Genomic DNA, 17,463 nt, shown 5'->3' with positions numbered 1-17,463 from the left:
GTTTCGCATTTGCTAAAAAGAGTTAAATAATTTCTACGGTCCAGTTATATTTTGTCTTGCCGACGTCCCAGATAAGAAAAAGTAAGGCGGGTCTTTTCGAATATGATGGAAGTAGTTATATTTGTTGTTCGCTTAGGGATTGTGTGTTCTTAGGCGCTAACAAGGGCTCTCCTGCCGAGTCAGGCACTTCCTTTAGAATGGAGAGTTTCAACAAGTAAAGTTTATAGGGAAAGATTGATGGAGCCTTACGCTGTAGTTCAGACTGGAAATAAGCAATACCAGGTTCGCAAAGGTGATGTTATAGACGTCGAATTGTTGGATGGTATTTCTGAAGAGAATAAAGAAGTCCTTTTTCAAGAGGTTTTGTTTGTTTTTGATGGAGAGAAAGCTTCCGTTGGTTCTCCAACAGTTGGCAACGCTGTGGTGAAAGGAGAGTTGATTTCTTTCGTTCGTGGGGAAAAGGTTGTGGCTTACAAGTACAAAAAACGTAAGAATTACCACAAGAAAATAGGTCATCGTCAAAATTACCTTCGGGTGAAGATTTGCGATTTGGTTATGTAAATTGTAGGGAAACATAAAGGGTTTTTGAGTCATGGCACATAAGAAAGGTCAGGGAGCAAGCCGTAACGGTCGCGATTCCGAATCAAAGCGTCTTGGATTAAAAGTTGGCGCAGGGCAAAGAGTTTCTACTGGAAGCATTTTAGTTAGACAACGGGGAACCAAGTGGCATCCCGCAGTAAACGTTGGTAGAGGGAAAGACGATACATTATTTGCTTTAGTGGATGGTATCGTTGTAATGAAAAAAACAGATCGTACTTACGTTTCTGTTATACCTCAAGCTTAGTCTAGTTTTATTTATAATTCAGTTTGTTCGAGCTCTGTTTTTGCATAAACGTAAAAATAGGGCTTTTTTTTATTTGTCTCAGGACTTGTTTCATGTTTGTTGATCAAATTACTTTAGAGTTACGCGCAGGGAAAGGCGGTAATGGTGTTGTAGCTTGGAGAAAGGAAAAGTATCTCCCCAAAGGAGGCCCTTATGGCGGTAATGGAGGGAATGGTGGCTCTATCCTTATCGAGGCTGTTACGAACATGTATTCGTTCGAGGAATACCGTAACCTTCGTTTTCTTAAAGCAGGTGATGGTCAAGCTGGGGCTAGTAATAATCGCACGGGAAAAAATGGCAAAGATTTCGTTTTAAAAGTTCCTGAAGGGACTCTCTTACGAGATGCTGAGACTGGCGAGCTAATACACGATTTCACTAAGGATGGGGAGCGTATTGTTGTTTGCCAGGGTGGTAGAGGAGGTAAAGGAAACGTGTTCTTTAAAACCTCTACTAACCGAGCTCCAACAAAAGCGACTCCAGGTAAGCCTGGAGAGATTCGTTTAGTTGAATTGGAACTTAAACTTATAGCTGATATTGGTCTTGTCGGGTTCCCTAATGCTGGGAAATCCACTTTGTTTAATACCCTTGCGCGAACAGAAGTTAAAGTGGGCGCCTATCCATTTACAACATTACACCCTTCTTTAGGGTTGGTTCATCAAGAAGGATATCTTTATCAAAAGCCTTGGATCATGGCAGATATTCCCGGTATTATTGAAGGAGCTTCTCAAAATCGGGGATTGGGATTAGACTTCCTTCGTCATATTGAGCGTACGCGATTGTTGTTGTTTGTAGTGGACATCTCTGGGATAGAAAGAAGCTCTCCTGAAAAAGATCTTCAAATCTTGATAGGGGAACTCTTAGCTTATAAAGAAGATCTCAAGAATAAAAGTATGGTAATTGCTTTAAATAAGATTGACCAACTATTACCCGATGAGCGCGAGGAACGCTTAGCTCTTTTAAAACAACAGTTTCCAGATCAAGAGTTTATTTTGCTTTCAGGACTTACTGGAGAAGGCGTGGATGTATTACACGATCTTTTTAAAAGTAAACTTAGCGAATAGGCTATTCCCATTAGGATCGCTATAATAGGTCCAACTGGTAGATCCAAGATATAGGCCAGAATAATTCCTAGAAATGAGCAGCAGATATTTAAAATAGATGCGGTGAAGATAATGCTGCTCATTTTATAAGAAAAGCGACAGGCTATTGATACGGGGAGAACTAGCATACTTAACATTAAAATTACTCCCATTACGTACATGAGAACGACTGTTGTGATGGCCGTTAGGATAAGTAGCAAGAAATACCAAGCTTTTATGGAATAGCGATTTAACGCCATGTATTTCTCATCAAAGCATAAGGCTAAGAATCGGGTATGACAAATCGATACAGTTGCAACAATGAGTAGATCTAGGATCCCAAGAAAGTACAGATCTCTCGAAGTTACCCAAAGAATATTTCCAAAAAGAAAGTCTGCAAGATCTGAGTTAAAAGAAGGGAGTTTAGATATACATAACATCCCTACGGCCATACCGATAGACCAAATCATGGAAATAATAGAGTCTTCGCGTTCATGATATTTCAGATGGACATTCCCAATACAGATAGCCACAAAGATAGCGCTAGCAATAGCTCCGTGCAAGGGGGAGATAGGGAGATCAAATTGATATTGAAGCCATAAAGCAATACCAACTCCTCCTAGAATCGAGTGCGCTATGCTTCCACTAATAGATACAATGCGTTTCACTACAATATAAGACCCTACGATTCCTCCGGCAATAGAAGCTCCAAAAGCTGCTAACAGAGAGGGAAACAGAAGAGGAGGGAATAGGGAATAGAGAATAGAGATCATGAGCATTTACCAAAAGTGTTGCAGCAGAACCTTTCCGAAATTGTTGTAGTATCTGCTAAAGCGGTTAATTTTTTATTCATGAAAAATACTCTATTGAAACACCCTGCAGTGTGGTGTAAATCATGAGTGATCATGAGAATTGTGCAGTGTTTATTTAGGTCCGAAAGGATTTGTAGAATTTTTTGTTGATTAGAGGGATCAATATTTGCTGTGGGTTCATCCAATAGAAGAAATTTTGGACGAGCAGATAAAGCTCTAGCTAGAAGAACTCGCTGGATTTGTCCTCCAGATAGGTGGGAGAAACAGGAGTCCTTGTACTCTAACAGATCTACCGTATGAAGGGCTTCTTCAGCAGCATCATGATCCTTTTTTGTGTAGCGGCCATACCATGGAAGAGTGGCTAGCCTTCCAGAAAGAACTGTTTCCTTAACGGTAATAGGAAATGCTGCATCATAGGCAAAATGTTGAGGGACCCAACCTATGGATAAAGGACGATTCTCTTGTGTGAAGCATGTGAAAATTTTCCCGCATACGGGTTGCAATAACCCAAGCATGAGTTGAGTAAGAGTCGTTTTCCCACCCCCATTAGGACCAATAATTCCAATAAAATCCCCGGAATGAACTTCGCAAGAAACATGGTCAACAATCCAGGGGCCAGTCTTCCCATAGCGAAAAGACACATTTTCTAGTATCAGTTGTTTTGTCATAAATCTGCGAAGGCCGTTGCGATAGCTATTAAATTACTGAAGACATCTTCTGCATAAGGATCCAATAAAACAGGCGTCATATTGAACTTTCGCACTAAAGCGGCGCTACTACGTTTCCCCGCATGTTTTAGTAAAACAACGGAGTGTAAATTATGATCACGAATAGTTTGTTCTACACGAACGATGTCTTTAGGTGATAATTCTGAGTGATTAGATCGTTCGATAGTATGTTGTACGAAGCCATAGTCTCTACAAAAATAGGCAAACGCTCCATGAGCAACTAAGACGTTACGCTGAGATGATTGGGAAACAATAGAAGAAACTTTTTGATCTAAAAGATCAAGTTGGTCTTGAAGTAAGGAGCAATTTTTACGATATAAATCCGCATGTTCTGGAGCTATAGCAATTAATGCTTCTGCAATAGATTCAATTTGAATTTTTAGATTTTTAGGGCTTAACCAGGTGTGAGTATCGAAATTAAGGAACCGTTGGCAACAGGATCCATTCATTATTTTATCGATATTGGCTGCGAGGTCTACCTGTTTACAAGAAACAATCCGCTCACAAGTTCTTTCAAATCCTTCCCCAATACGAAACCAAAGATCGGCTTGGCGTATTTTTTCTATATATTTAGGAGGGAGCTCATAGTTATGGGGGTCACGATTACCCATGACTATGGAAAATACTTGGCATGTATCTCCAGAGATTTGTTCCACAAGAAATTTATAGGGAACAATGCTAACCAAAACCTGCTTTTGAGTAGGAATCTCATCCCCATGAGAGTAGATGATTCCAAAAGAAAAGAGGAGTAAAATGAGTAAGCGCATACTATCTTAAAATATTAATAACGGACTATTATTCTATTGTTGTGCAATTTTGTTCAATGTCTTGTCTCATGTACAATTGCATTCTTGAGGAAAGAGTCTTTTAAAGATTTGCCTAGTATTTTTTAGAGTAAGGTATTTATAGATGCTATCCTCTAAAAATCATGGATCAAGTCGTTTTTTGAGAAAAAAACGAAATTTGTATGAAAAAAGCTGGAGATAAAATCTTAAAAAACTAAGAATGTCTTGTCTACCTCCTTGACGGTCTGTTTGTTGGATGGCGTCGACTTAGACTTTCAGGATTTAGATAGTACTTGTTGGAGAGATGTCCGAGTGGCTTAAGGAGCACGCTTGGAAAGCGTGTGTGCGTTAACGCGTACCGAGGGTTCGAATCCCTCTCTCTCCGTCTGGCACATTTGCTAGCGTGACCCTCACCACTGCAAATGTGTCTTTTTTTTTGTCTTGGTTTTATTGAAAACGAGAGTTCTCCTAGGAGAGGACTTATAGAAGGCAGCTCCCTTGTGGAGAGCTACCTTCTAGTAAGTTTTAGAATGTCATGCGAGCCCCACAGTTAATCATATTGGCTAACGTGTGAGCGTCCGCTTCTAATGTGTAGGATCCATATAAAGTCCATAGAGGACCAAGGTATAACTGCGTACTATATTCTGCTCGAGAGGAGTTTCTGGTGGGAACACCACAGACGATTTCTCCACCTTCTCCAGATGAGAGTACTTGGTACTTGCATACTGGAGAGTTTCGATAGATGGATGGCATGTAAGCTACAGAGAATCTGTTGTACATCAAAATATCGTTACCTTTGAATTCTCCCTCTAAGGCTAATCCTACAGGAACTGCTAAGTTTCTATAGGTGCAGTTACTGAAGTAACGAGGATCATATTCCGTTTCCGTAAATTGTTTTTGACGGATGCTAGAATATTCAACTTCTCCGTAAACAGTAATGCGTTTGGAGTCTCCTTGTTTAGGTGTTTTTAAGATGGAAGAGACTCGAAGAGCGGTCAACCATCCTAAGTCTTCCCACTCTCCTTTGTTTAATTCACGAATTGTAGGATAGTGGGTAACTGTATCGTGTTTGATGTATCCGTAGGAGATAACCCCTTGTAATAAGAGAGGGAGGGATCGGCCTGCTTCTTTGTTAATTGTAAGATAGAAAGGACTACCTCCATAAACCGATGCTTGGTAGGAATATTCCGATCCCTTGTGGGTGTAGTTACGCTCTAGTTTCAAAGATTTGCTTCTTCCGATCATTTTACTAAATGCTGCTCCAATGATCAAATCTTGGGTAGGTTTCGCATCTAAAGCAACAGAAGCTCCTCTACTGTAATAAGTCATTTCCTCTGATCGCTGGCCTCCTCTTTGAGAGAGCATGGTTCCTAGTCCTGATATCCACAAATTATTGTAAGCAACCTCATCAAAGCGAGCAAGATTCAATTTATCATTGATTAATCCTTGTTTGACAGTAGCCATAGACATTTGGGATCCCAGAATCGAGTTGGCATAAAAGTGATTATCCCTAGGAATATAGGCCCACTGTCTGTAGGATTTGAATGTCCATAAAGCTTGGATTACTCCATTTTGTAATTGTTGAGGATCAAGAGTTAATGTTCCTGTGTATCCTTTCTTAGGAGAGATGTCTCCTGTTAGCACAACTTTCTGAGCTTGGAGTTTTGTTTGATCTGAAGGGAGTACTAGTAGAGAGATTTTTTGGTCAGATCCTAATGCAGGGTTTTGGAAAAATGTCCCATTCGGATCAATCAGTTTAATAACTCCGTTAAGGAAAACGATGTTCCCTGTTGTCGGAGGTGTTGTTGGTGTCGTGGTTGTGGCAGCAAAATTTTTGGAAATAGGAGCTTGTGCTGTCGGAGTTGAGTTTGGTGGTGTATTCGATGAGGGCGGGGTAGAAGAGCTGTTTCCAGAATTTGTAGAGGTATCTACGATTCTTAATTCTGGAGGCATGAAGATATTGTCTCCAGAGGCACTGTTTCTTCCAACACTCGATAAATCAATGGTAAGACTATTTACTACTAAAGAACCATCAGCAATATCTTGATTTGAAAGAACAGATCCAGGTTCCATAATAAGAGAAGAGCCTTCTTTCTGATCAAACGAAAGCACATGAAGTTCCGTATTTGCTTTCAATATGAGAGAGCCACTGTGTAAGACTACGTTTTGTGGAATATAGGATTTGTTCTCATGTAATTCAGAGGAGAACATAATGGTCCCTGTAAAGGCTGAATTTATGGACCCTGAATCATTCGATTTATTGATATCTAGTGTGTCATAAGCAGAGGCCAGAGTTCCTGTTTTCTTAGTGGAAGTTCGTATAGCATCAAAGAAACTGATTACTTTGCCTTCTGCAGCCTGCATGGTTAATTTAATATCTCCAGCGATACTACAGAAAGTAGATTGTCCAGTATTAGTGGCATCTGGACGGTATTCGTTATTTCGGAAGCTGATATTCCCTCCAGAAGCGATCAGTTTGAGGGGGAGGTTATCAGTTTGAGATCCGCTTGCATTCGCTATTTGTCCAAAAATAGCAGCCCCGTATTTTGAGGTGTTTCCAGAAGTTAACACTGTTGTGCTTTGTATTGGGGTTACCAAGTTCCCTGTAAAAAGAACGGATCCCAAAGACTCAATGGTGGCTTCTTTAGTGAAATAAATCGCGCTTCCTTCTTCTGCAGAGATATTTTGATCGAATGTTGCGGTATGAGCTTTGATAGATACGATAGGAGCGTAAACAGTTGCTCGTTTTAGTGCTTTATTCTTTTCAAAATAGTAAGAACCTGTTGTTAGCTGAACAGTTTCTGCATCTTGTGTAGTAGGTACTAATCCAATAGCAGATCCAAGATCGGCAATATTTTCTGAGAATCGAGCTCCTTTGGATAGAGAAACTGTAGAGATTGCACCGATAGCTCCCCCAAAGGTATCCTTTTTAGAACTGGTTGTGGCATTTATCGCAGAGTTTTTAGAAAAGGTCACTGGTGTGGTGATGGTTACACTAGGGGAGAAGATGGCTCCTCCAGCAACCTGTCCTGTTGTAGATTTGGAAGAAGTGGTATTTTCAGAGAATGTAATGGTTCCACTAGAGTTCCCGCTATCGATAGTTAGTGATGTTTTAGCATAGATAGCTCCTCCTAAAACATCGGATGTAGATCCAGAAATTTGATGATCAACAGCGTTATTGTTGGAGAATGTTCCATATCCAGAGAGGTTCTCGATTTTGACTGCCTCTCCATAGATAGCTCCTCCTCCAATCACATGATTTATCGAAGAATCGGATCCTGGTGTCGATGGTTGTGAAGAGCTTCCTGCGTCTCCCCCAGCAGATGTAGACCCATCTGCATTAGGGATATTTTCGCTATTAGATTGAGAGGAGGATGCTGCTATAGAACGGAAAATGGCTACATGAGAGGATGCAGAGTCTTGATTAGTTATAGGTGACGTTTCAAGAGACTGGCTTTCTTCACCCTCACTAGTATCTTGGTGCTCTTCTTCGGAAGGATTTTGGTTGTTTAGTTGAGAAGATTTTAGAGAGTTTTCTTCCGGTGTTTTAGCCGTATTATTAACGAAAATCAAAGTGTTTTTGATATCAGATAGTGTAACTGTTTTCGCATGAATAGCCCCACCTTTTTCACCGGTAGTGTTGGAATCGAATTTCAGAGACGCTATTTTTTCGAGAGCAATTTCTTCCTCTCCGAAGATAGCTCCTCCATTTTTGGTGGCCGAGTTGTGATCGAAGACTACTTCTTTAGAGCTTGCGATAGAAAGCTTGCCTTTAGAATAGATAGCTCCTCCAGACCCTGATTCAGCATGCCATGCATTTTCTGGTTCTGTGTCTATAGGTTGAGAGTTTGTAGAAACAGATGATAAAAATGGTGTTGCGGGATTGGGAAGTTGTGCGGATGGGGTACTGGAAGAAAGCTCATTTTCAGAGCCAGTGTTATTAGAAGCGCTGTTGTTAGGGTTGCTTTCATTTGAGTCAGTATTACCTGAGGAGTTACTGTCATCAGAACCATCATTACCATTACTCCCAGAGGGATCGTTAGGGAGTTCAGGTTTATTGGCAGCTGGAGGAGTGACTGTATTCTTAGAAAAAATGATAGAATCTACACTACTTATTGAAATAGTGGATTCTGCACAAATAGCTCCTCCAGCCTTTTGGGATAAGTTTTCTTTTAAAGCTAATTTTTTAAGACCTGTTATGCTTAATGGTCCTTTCGAGTAAATGGCACCACCCTCTCCTATTACTCGAATTTTTGATAAGGTGAGAGAACTGTCTTTATCGGGATCATTGATAAAGGATAAAGGTCCTTGTTGAGAGTTATAAAATGCTCCGCCGCCACTAGATGTATTTTGAGAGTTCGGTTGATTTTGATCTTCTTCTGTAGCCCCTTCTACTAATGATTCTGTTTGTAGATGGTAAGAGGGGAGGCGCATAGCTGTTGCTGTTTCTACAGTAGTAGGTACAGAAGCTGCAGATTCATTATCATTCTGCACTTGTTCATCAGTAGTTATAGACTCGGTTTCTGTGGTAGATGACTGGTTAGTATTCTCGCTATTAGGAGAGTTTCCTTCAGAGGCATTTTCAGTTTGGTTTTGTGCAGAATCTTGAAAGGATGCTTGGTGGTTTTCTTCGGAGAGTACTACTTCGTTATTAGGCTGTTCTTTGTGCGATATAGCAAGAGTCTCTGCTTCTTCTGGTATATTTGAAAAATCAGAAAATGAAACATCTCCAGATACCCTATATTCTGCGCCATTTTCTGGAATTATTTCAGTGAAGGATTGCGATGATGAGGATCCTGTTCTACTAGAGTTTAGATCTTTTGTTTCTATTTGGGATTCAACGGAGCTAGCACTTGTGATAGAGGGAAGAGCTGCAGCAAATACAGCGGTAGCTGATAAAAACTTCATAATCTGAATACCCTAGATATAACCTAAAAAATAGGCGTTAGATAGATTATGAAACGAAAAAAATCAAGATTCTCAACGAAAAGGAAAATGCTAAAAAGAATAGAAAATCCTATTCATAGCGTATTTTGATAAAATCTCTTTAAAGCCAGTCCCTTTTTAAAGGACTGGCTGTAAAAAGTTAGAAAATCATACGGGCACCACAACTCGTCATTTGTGCCAATGTGTACATACCCACGTCTATGGTGTAATTCCCATATAAGGTCCAGAAGGGCCCTAGATAAAGTTGTGTACTATACTCTGCTCGAGCGGATGTTCTTGTGGGGACTCCACAGACAACTTTGCTAGTTTCATTCGAAGATAGGACCCAATATTTACAGACAGGGTTATTTCTGTAAATAGATGGCATATAGGCTAAGGAAAGCTTGTTATACATGAGAATATCATAACTCATGATAGCCCCTTCAAAATAGCAGCCCATAGGAATCGATAGGTTTCTGTAAGCACAATCATCAAAGCGTCGAGGATCGTAGTCAATTTCCGTGAATGATTTCTGACGAATGCTGGAGTACTCAAGTTCTCCGTAAAGAGCAACGCGTTTAGAAGATCTCTTGGAAGGTTCTTTAACATCCATAGAGACGCGTAGATCTACTAACCAACCCAGATCTTCCCAGTCTCCTTTATTTTTTTCATGGATAGAAGGATAGAGGGTTGTTGTATCATGCTTAATATGCCCATAGGATACGACCCCTTGTAATAAGAAGGGTAGTGCCCAGCCATGTTGTTTATTAAGTAAGAAGTACAGGAACTTACCTCCGTAAACAGAGGCTTGGTATGAGTATTCGGATCCCTTATGGGAATAATTATGTACCTTCTTAATCGCTTTAGTTCTTCCTACCATCTTACTAAAAGCAGCTCCCAGGATAAAATCTGGTCGTGGTTTTGCATCGATAGCTACAGAAGTTCCTCGGCTATAATAACTAAACTCTTCAGAAAGAGGAGTACCTTGTTGCGATAGGAAAGTTCCAACTCCTGAGACCCAGAAGTTGTTGTAAGCAGCGTCATCGAAACGGGCATTATGTAACATGTTATTAATAAGCCCTTGTTTCACAACAATCATGGAGTTTTGGGAGCCCAAGATCGAATTGGCATAGAAATGGTTATCTCTTGGTATGTATTCCCAACGGCGGTACATGTCGAATTTCCAGTTGGCAACAACTTTTCCTGTTTGTGGATCAGGATTTAGCGTCCAGGTTCCTGTATACCCTTTCTTAGGAGAAAGGTCTCCGGATAGTGTTAAGTTAGAAACATCAACTTGATTTGCTGTTGTAGGGAGTTTGATTAACGGTACATCGGTTAAATCTGTCCCTAAGATAGGATTTTGGTAAAAGTTTCCATCTGGATCGATCAAAGTCAGAGCGCCGGTTAAGAAGACTTTGTTGTCTGCCATGGTTGGATTTGTAGCTGCAACGGTAGGGGATGCTGCGGAGAGATTTTTGGAGGCTGTGACATAACCTCCAACTCCACCACCTCCTCCAGAGTTAGAAGTTGTTGCAACAATTCGTAATTCAGGAGGGGAGAAGACTTCTCCCGTTTGTGGAGCTCCTAAACTGGATAAGTCAATGGTTAATCCATTAATAGCCAACGCTCCGTTAGCTATATTTTGGTTAGATAACACTGCTCCGGGTTCCATGATCAATTTGGAGCCTTCTTTCTGTTCAAAAGAGACTACATGCAGCTCTGCATTCTTTTTAAGAACTAATGTCCCGTTATGGAGAACTACGTTTTGTGGCACATAGGATTTCACTTCGTGGAGCTCGGAAGAGAATAACACAGTCCCAGCATACGTATTACTGTTTTCTGTTTTATTGATATCTAAAGTTTCGTAACTATTTTGTGCTTGACCTGTTTTCTTGGTGGAAGTTCGGATGCTGTCAAAAAAGCTGATCGTTTTCCCTTGTGCTGCTTGTAAAGTGAGCTTAACGTATCCTGAGATACTACAGAACTTAGTGGCAGGGTTATTTGTGGCAGTATTTTGGCTGTTATTACTGAAAGTAATATTCCCGGAGGAAGCGATCAGTTTTAATGTGGTGTCAGTAGTTTGAGTACCAGGATCTCCAAAGATAGCCGCGCCATAATTTGTAGTATTTGTGGTTTGTCCTCCAGTTGCTGTTGAGCTAGCCTGTTCTGCAGTCACATTGTTTCCTGTAAAAAGAACAGATCCTAAAGACTCAATTGTTGCATCCTTAGTAAAGTAGATCGCACTTCCGTCATGAGTAGATGTGTTTTGGTTAAAGGTAATATTGTTCCCTTTAATGGAAACGCTAGGAGCATAGATAACTCCGCGTTTATTCGCTTTGTTTTTTTCAAAGGTAAATGATCCGTTCGATAAGGTAATTTTTTCCGTAAGATTGGATGAAGACCCTCCTGACAAGGTTCCTATAGCAGCTCCCAAATCAGCAGTATTTTCCGAAAAATGAGAAGTTTTAGATAAGGAGATTGTGGTTCCTGCAATAGCTCCACCAATAGTATCTTTTGGCGAGGTTCCGGAGGGGGGATTTGTTGTTGCCATAGAGGCGCTATTACCGGAAAATACTGTTTGACAGTTTAATGTGACTGAAGGAGAGTAGATAGCTCCTCCAGCTATTTGACCGGTTGTTTGCGCTTTCCCTGTAGAGACAGAGTTTTTAGAGAAGACATAAGAGGTACTAGGATCTTCTGCCTCTATGGATAACGATGTTTTGGCATAAATAGCTCCTCCTTGAACATTTAGCGAGGGGCTAGAAGGAGTATTATCAATAGCAGAGTTCTCTGTAAATTGACACAGTCCGCTACATTTGGAGAAGGAAACCGTTTCTCCGTAAATAGCTCCACCTACTACTCCGGCATAAGTTGGAGTTGTTTGCGCAGGAGCTGGAGAACTTCCTGCAGTAGCTCGAGGTAAGAATGAGGAAACTGTAGGGGATTGTGATGTAGTTGCGGTCGTTGCAACTCCTGTAGAAGAAGAGTTCGCTGTGTTGTTTGAGAAAGATAATCCTGATTTTAAATTAGAAATGTTTAATGTTTTAGCGTGGAGTCCTCCACCTTCTTTCCCAGCAAGATTTTTAGTTACGGATAGAGAGGCGATGGTATCCAATTCTAAAGATTCCGTACAGCAGAAGCCACCTCCTGTTTCTTGAGCAGCGTTATCGGAGATATTGAGTTCGTCTATGCGGGATAGTTTAGCTTTTTTAGCATAGACACCGGCACCTTTTTTTGTTGCCTTATTCTTGTCGATCGTTGTGCTAACAACATAATCGATTAAAAAGTCTTTATCGTCTTTAGGGGCGGCAGTTTGATTGGTAGAAGGAGTAGATGCTGTAGGAGCAGGGAAATTATCTGGACATGTACAGGCACCACCACCATTTTCTGATGCAAAATTTTCGGATATAGAGATGGTTTGGAGATTGGACAAAACAAGATGCTTTGTGCATACTCCACCACCACTACCACCAGTAGCTTTATTCCCCGAGATGATTGTTTCTCCATGCACAGGAGTGATTCCAGGGAACTCTTCAACGTCGGAAGTATAAGTTTGAGAAATCTCTTTAGTGACGTAGGCTCCACCACCATGGGTTGCTGAAGTGTTATCGATCAGACAGAAGCTATCGAGTCCTGTCATGGTTAAAGTTTTGTCATCTCCTTGGATGTAAAGACCCCCACCTTCCTCTTTAGCGGTATTCTCTTGGAATAGAGTTTTACCTGTCAGGTTAGATAAGGTAATCGTATCTTCTGTGTAAAGTCCTCCTCCTTTTTTCTCGGAAGAGTTTTTCTGAAATTGTAAGCGATGAGAATCTTTGCAAGTGAGTGTTCCTTTTACGTAAGCTCCTCCTCCAACATCCGTTGCTTTATTGTTAGTAATTTCAATAATCCCTGTAATATTAGAGATGGAAAGATTTTTTTCGGTGTATAAACCTCCACCTTTAGCCGTGACTGGAGGAGTAGGAGTTGGTGTAGTATTGGGTCCAGACTGGGAAGCAGCAGTTACAGAGCTTTTATTTGTCTGGGCTTCGGGTAACGATAAAGTAACTTTCTTTGTTTCGAAAGTTCCTGATTTATTGTACTTAATGCGAATTTCTTCGAGATCTTTGAAGTCTACATTCCCTTCAATATAAAGAGCTCCGCCTCCTTGCTTGCTGGTATTGGAATTAAAAAGGCTTTGTTTAGAGGACTGAATGGACAGATCTCCACTAGCATAGATACCGCCTCCTTTTTCCTCTGCTCCATTGTTTTGTACTTTTAGTGTTGTGATATTCTCGAAAGAAACATTTTTTTCTGCAAAGATGGCTCCTCCATCTTTACTAGCTTTGTTTACGGAGAAAACGATCTCTTGAGAGTCGGAAATGGTTAAATCTCCTGTGGCATAGATAGCTCCTCCAGATCCCGGTTTATGGGATGGAGTTTGAGAATCTGCACCGTTTCCATTAGCTTGAGTAGATGAAGAGTAAGTGAATAGACTTTGGACCTTGGAAGTGGGTGATGGTTGTGAGGTTGTTGTTTGAGTTCCTGGATTTGGGTTCGGTGTAGTTTCTTCAGGGACAACTTCTGCAGTATTGGATGAGAATGTGGCTTGATTGATTCCAGAGAATGAAATAGTAGAGCCTCCAAAGATTCCTCCTCCAGATAATTGGGATAGATTTCCTTGGATGGTTAAACCAGTTAGATCTGTAAATAGAAGTTCGCCTTGGGAATAGATAGCTCCTCCATCACCGGTCATCTTGATATTAGATAGAGTGAGAGAACCTTCTACTCCAGATCTTGCCATAAAAGATAAAATTCCGGAGTGTTCATTGTAAAAAGCTCCGCCACCTTTAGGATCGGGAGTAGCTGACGTATCCCCAGAATTAGGCGAAGATGAAGAAGAGGCCCTGACAATCTTTTCTGTTGGATCTACAGCAGAGGATGTGGTAGGGGTTGACGTACTTGAGTCATCAGTCGTTGGTTTTTTGACTGGAATATTAGTGAAATTAGTAAATGACGAGTTACCAGAGACAATATATTCTGTACCGTTCTCTCCAATAGTTTCTGTAAAAGTAGTAGAAGAAGAGGTTCCTGTGCGAGAGAAATTCAATTCTTTAGATTCCGGGAAACAAAACCCTGAGACTGAAGGAAGAACAGCAGCAAACACAGCAGTAGCTGACAGCCATTTCATAGACGACAAACCTATTGAATACGTACGATCTTAATAGGCGTTAGATAAATCAGAAAAGTAAATTAGGCAAGGTATTCCTTGCCTAATTTACCATGAAGATGTGGAGGTTTTAAAAATTGTGCATCCCTAAGGTCAGATTAGAAACCAACATAGCCTCCGCAAGATAAGCTGCTTGAGAGATATGTGCTTTCTAGTTTGGTAGCTACTGCATTTACGTATAGGGAGCAGGCTTTATAGCGAAGGATTAGTTGGTTCGCTATTGTATGTGCTGAGGTTGGGACTTGGCAGCCATTAGCAGTCCAGGAGAAGTTATTCATAGCTAATTGAGCAAAAGTTACTGGATTTTTTCGTTTGATATCTCGAGAGTAACCAATATGTCCTTTCCCTAATAGAGCAAAAGAGTGGTTGCTTAAGCAGAATTCATACCCAATCCCTACCGGAACTGCGATGTTCGTGAGTCTTGTTCTTGCAAAACTTCTTGGATTGTATCCCGTTTCCGTAAATGATTTCTGTAAAACATTTGTGGCTTCAACATTAGCAAATGTGAAAATACGTACCATATTTTCATAGTCTAGCAATGAATAAGAGGCACCTAATGTTCCACGTATTCCAAAAGTGTCCCATTTTGCACGTGTATGATTTTTTTGAGCGGATAGGCGAATCATAGCATTATGATCTAAGGCTGCACATAATGTGGATTTTACAGTTAATGGTCCTAAGATTTGGGTAAGACCAACATTTTGTACCATTCCTTCAGAAGCAATGAATTCTGGTAATTTTGTAACAAAGGAATCTCCGAACATATGCGTCGCACCTCCCGATAGAGTGAGGGTTGGAGTTAAGCGTATAATGGTGGTTCCTGTAGTGCCTGAACGGGAGATAAAACTTTCTTTTTCTGCGGAATAAGTGCGCATTTCTGCTCCAATTCCTCCAATTAAAAGCCCTAAGTATGAAGTAGGGACTAGATCGGAGTTATTGCATAAATGATCTCCTAAGTTATGAGAAGCCGTTTGCAAAAGTAAAAATGTGCTCCATAAGGAATTAGGGATAGCATTTCCAACACGGCTTGGTTCAAGGATATATTCGCCAGTTGGGATCCAGGAAGCACGCAATACCTTGTGTTTAGTGTTATTGACAGTATTGGGCTGCCAGCTGAAGTGCCAAGATCCTTGAAACCCAGCTTCTTTATTTGGTACGGGAGCGTCGATTGTAAAGTTAGAAACATCAATGATTTTGTCAGAGGATAAAAGAATTTCCATTTGATATGGAGATGCTGCGGAATCCCGATTTTCATAAAACAGTCTTTCAGGATCATGAATATCTGGAGACCCTGATAATTTGAGAGGAGCGCTGCCTGCGCGGATTTCAGAATAAAGGTTGGAAGGAGAAGTATCTACTCCAAGGCTTAAACCATTAATTTCCAAAGGGTCTGTGCTAGAAACATTGCCATGAAAGAGTGTATTGGTTGTATAAAGAGCTAGTGAGGACCCTGGAGATAAGCTAATTCGTCCACCAGTTTGTTTGAAGCTTTGAACAACAAGATGAGCTCCGCTTTCAATAGAAAGGGTTCCATTATGGAGAAGAACAGGCTGATTGAAAATAGAAGTTCTATTTGCAATATCCTCTTTGGCATCGTCTATAAGATTAGCTCCAGAGAAAACGATAGTTCCTTTAGGAGAGAAGAAAGGCGTTTCGTGTTCAGGAGAATTAATCTCTACGGGAGACGTAGAAGGTGACAAAGCAATTACTGGGTCAAAGAAAATAATAGAGCGATTTTTATTCGCTGCGAATTGAATTTTATAGGGAGATTCTTTGACTAAGATCGAATTATTTCGAGGTAAAGAGGCCTTTTTTGTTGCAGGAAGCATAGTATTGCCAATAAATGCAATATTTCCATTGTGAGCGACCAAGGATAGCGATGGTTGTTTCCCTCCTAATAGGATAGCTCCGCCTCCAAGATCTCCCGCAAAATTGTTTGAAAAAGTGATGCTATTGTGGGCTGTGATTGCGCATTGAGATGAGCTGATTGCTCCTCCGCCTTCTTTAGCAGAATTATTTTCAAAACGAATAGCATCCTGATTTTGTTCTAAGTTAACGTATTGAGCGTAAATAGCGCCGCCTTTTTGATTAGCGTTATTTTGTGAAAATATAATAGGAGCCGTTTGTTGATTTGCTTTGAATTTACCAGTGTATATAGCACCTCCATTGGCTCTTGTGCTGTTCTCTTTAAAAGAAAGAGTGCCTCCATTGCCAAGAAATTCTACCACCCCATTTTTATTGTAGATAGCTCCTCCGTGAACAGCACTATTTTCTTCAAATGTGATCTGTTGATTATTGAGAAAAATAATTCGAGATCCAGCGAAGTCTCCGCTAATAGCTCCTCCACGCCCACTATGTTTTATAGATGGAGAGACTAAAGCTTGGTTATTGGCAAAAATAATAGCTCCTTGTTGATCTGTAAAAGATACAGTTCCTCTTTCATCTCCTTGAAGTAAAATTACTCCGCCATTTCCTTTGGCTATATTGTTGCGGAAAGCGATGTAGTGATTATTTTTAAATGAGATGTCATCTCTTGCTGTAAAAATGCCTCCAGTGCTTTCAGAGCCAAAAGCAACAAGTTTGCGTAAATCAGAAAATTCGATAGCAGATTCGGAAAAGATTCCGGATCCGAATCCGTTAATGTTGAGGTGTTTGAAGTGGATCGAGGAAGAGGAGTGTTTTCCTAAGAATGCTATTTTTCCTGCAAGATTCTTAAAAGCTCCTCCTGATGAGAATTTATCTAGCGAAGAAAATTCGCTCAGAATGAGCTTACGGTTAATCATGTAATTAGTCCCTTCTGGGCATGAGGAGATCATAGTAAAAGCATCTCTGTCTTTGCCATATTTATGCCCAGAAATGGCTAATTCCATTTCTCCAAATGCATGTGAGGTATAGATGATTAGGGATCCAAGTAGACACTTGGGAAGAAGAGATAGGGAAAGAGTATTATGTATTGAGAAGGTTTTGTTAGATGCTCTAGAGATATATTTTTGATAGCAAAGAGCAATGGTTTTTATGACTTGATTCATAAGTTCCTTTAT

Annotated in this window: 9 protein-coding genes and 1 tRNA gene; 4 read left to right on the top strand and 6 right to left on the bottom strand. The window is 40.5% G+C overall.

Features of this window, described 5'->3' with window-relative positions:
• Positions 1 to 237: 237 nt before the first annotated feature.
• The 3 genes from rplU to obgE all read left to right on the top strand — a co-directional run bounded on the left by rplU (position 238) and on the right by obgE (position 1,944).
• Complete coding sequence (gene rplU / locus TC_RS03555; RefSeq protein ID WP_010231275.1) at positions 238 to 561, top strand: 50S ribosomal protein L21; 324 nt, start codon at positions 238 to 240, stop codon at positions 559 to 561.
• A 31-nt stretch (positions 562 to 592) separates the two neighbouring features.
• A complete protein-coding gene (gene rpmA, locus TC_RS03550) occupies positions 593 to 844 on the top strand; it encodes a 50S ribosomal protein L27 (RefSeq protein WP_009871771.1) in 252 nt (83 codons plus the stop codon).
• Positions 845 to 936: 92 nt separating this feature from the next.
• Complete coding sequence (gene obgE, locus TC_RS03545; protein WP_010231256.1) at positions 937 to 1,944, top strand: GTPase ObgE; 1,008 nt, start codon at positions 937 to 939, stop codon at positions 1,942 to 1,944.
• Here obgE and TC_RS03540 read toward each other — a convergent pair.
• From TC_RS03540 to TC_RS03530, 3 genes are read right to left on the bottom strand one after another with little or no spacing between them, the layout of a single operon-like run.
• Positions 1,860 to 2,741, bottom strand: a complete 882-nt coding sequence (locus TC_RS03540) for a metal ABC transporter permease (RefSeq protein WP_010231254.1) — start codon at positions 2,739 to 2,741, stop codon at positions 1,860 to 1,862. The genes obgE and TC_RS03540 overlap by 85 nt on opposite strands.
• Positions 2,732 to 3,442 carry a metal ABC transporter ATP-binding protein gene (locus TC_RS03535; protein WP_010231251.1) on the bottom strand — a complete coding sequence of 237 codons (711 nt, stop codon included), beginning with the start codon at positions 3,440 to 3,442 and terminating at the stop codon, positions 2,732 to 2,734. Before TC_RS03535 ends, TC_RS03540 begins: the two co-directional genes overlap by 10 nt.
• Positions 3,439 to 4,269: a metal ABC transporter solute-binding protein, Zn/Mn family gene (locus tag TC_RS03530; RefSeq protein ID WP_010231248.1), complete on the bottom strand. Its 831-nt coding sequence runs from the start codon at positions 4,267 to 4,269 to the stop codon at positions 3,439 to 3,441. Before TC_RS03530 ends, TC_RS03535 begins: the two co-directional genes overlap by 4 nt.
• A 316-nt stretch (positions 4,270 to 4,585) precedes the next feature.
• Between TC_RS03530 and TC_RS03525 the strand changes: the two genes are divergently transcribed.
• A tRNA-Ser gene (locus TC_RS03525) sits at positions 4,586 to 4,672 on the top strand.
• Between the two features lie 140 nt (positions 4,673 to 4,812).
• Here the strand turns inward: TC_RS03525 and TC_RS03520 are convergent.
• The 3 genes from TC_RS03520 to TC_RS03510 form a co-directional block, all read right to left on the bottom strand.
• Positions 4,813 to 8,721, bottom strand: coding sequence for a polymorphic outer membrane protein middle domain-containing protein (locus TC_RS03520; RefSeq protein ID WP_411674939.1), 3,909 nt, complete (start codon positions 8,719 to 8,721; stop codon positions 4,813 to 4,815).
• Positions 8,722 to 9,373: 652 nt separating this feature from the next.
• Positions 9,374 to 14,383, bottom strand: coding sequence for a polymorphic outer membrane protein middle domain-containing protein (locus TC_RS03515; RefSeq protein ID WP_010231242.1), 5,010 nt, complete (start codon positions 14,381 to 14,383; stop codon positions 9,374 to 9,376).
• Positions 14,384 to 14,520: 137 nt separating this feature from the next.
• On the bottom strand, positions 14,521 to 17,451 hold the full coding sequence (locus tag TC_RS03510) for a polymorphic outer membrane protein middle domain-containing protein (RefSeq protein ID WP_010231239.1): 2,931 nt from the start codon (positions 17,449 to 17,451) through the stop codon (positions 14,521 to 14,523).
• Positions 17,452 to 17,463 lie beyond the last annotated feature (12 nt).

It is taken from the genome of Chlamydia muridarum str. Nigg (genome assembly GCF_000006685.1).
Lineage (GTDB): Bacteria > Chlamydiota > Chlamydiia > Chlamydiales > Chlamydiaceae > Chlamydia > Chlamydia muridarum.
This window is presented reverse-complemented; position numbering and strand designations above follow the sequence as displayed.

Coding starts and splice junctions, on each gene's coding strand:
- rpmA (WP_009871771.1), top strand. CDS start 593: ATGGCACATAAGAAAGGTCAGGGAGCAAGCCGTAACGGTCGCGATTCC.
- TC_RS03520 (WP_411674939.1), bottom strand. CDS start 8,721: ATGCGCCTCCCCTCTTACCATCTACAAACAGAATCATTAGTAGAAGGG.
- TC_RS03515 (WP_010231242.1), bottom strand. CDS start 14,383: ATGAAATGGCTGTCAGCTACTGCTGTGTTTGCTGCTGTTCTTCCTTCA.
- TC_RS03530 (WP_010231248.1), bottom strand. CDS start 4,269: ATGCGCTTACTCATTTTACTCCTCTTTTCTTTTGGAATCATCTACTCT.
- rplU (WP_010231275.1), top strand. CDS start 238: ATGGAGCCTTACGCTGTAGTTCAGACTGGAAATAAGCAATACCAGGTT.
- TC_RS03510 (WP_010231239.1), bottom strand. CDS start 17,451: ATGAATCAAGTCATAAAAACCATTGCTCTTTGCTATCAAAAATATATC.
- TC_RS03535 (WP_010231251.1), bottom strand. CDS start 3,442: ATGACAAAACAACTGATACTAGAAAATGTGTCTTTTCGCTATGGGAAG.
- TC_RS03540 (WP_010231254.1), bottom strand. CDS start 2,741: ATGCTCATGATCTCTATTCTCTATTCCCTATTCCCTCCTCTTCTGTTT.
- obgE (WP_010231256.1), top strand. CDS start 937: ATGTTTGTTGATCAAATTACTTTAGAGTTACGCGCAGGGAAAGGCGGT.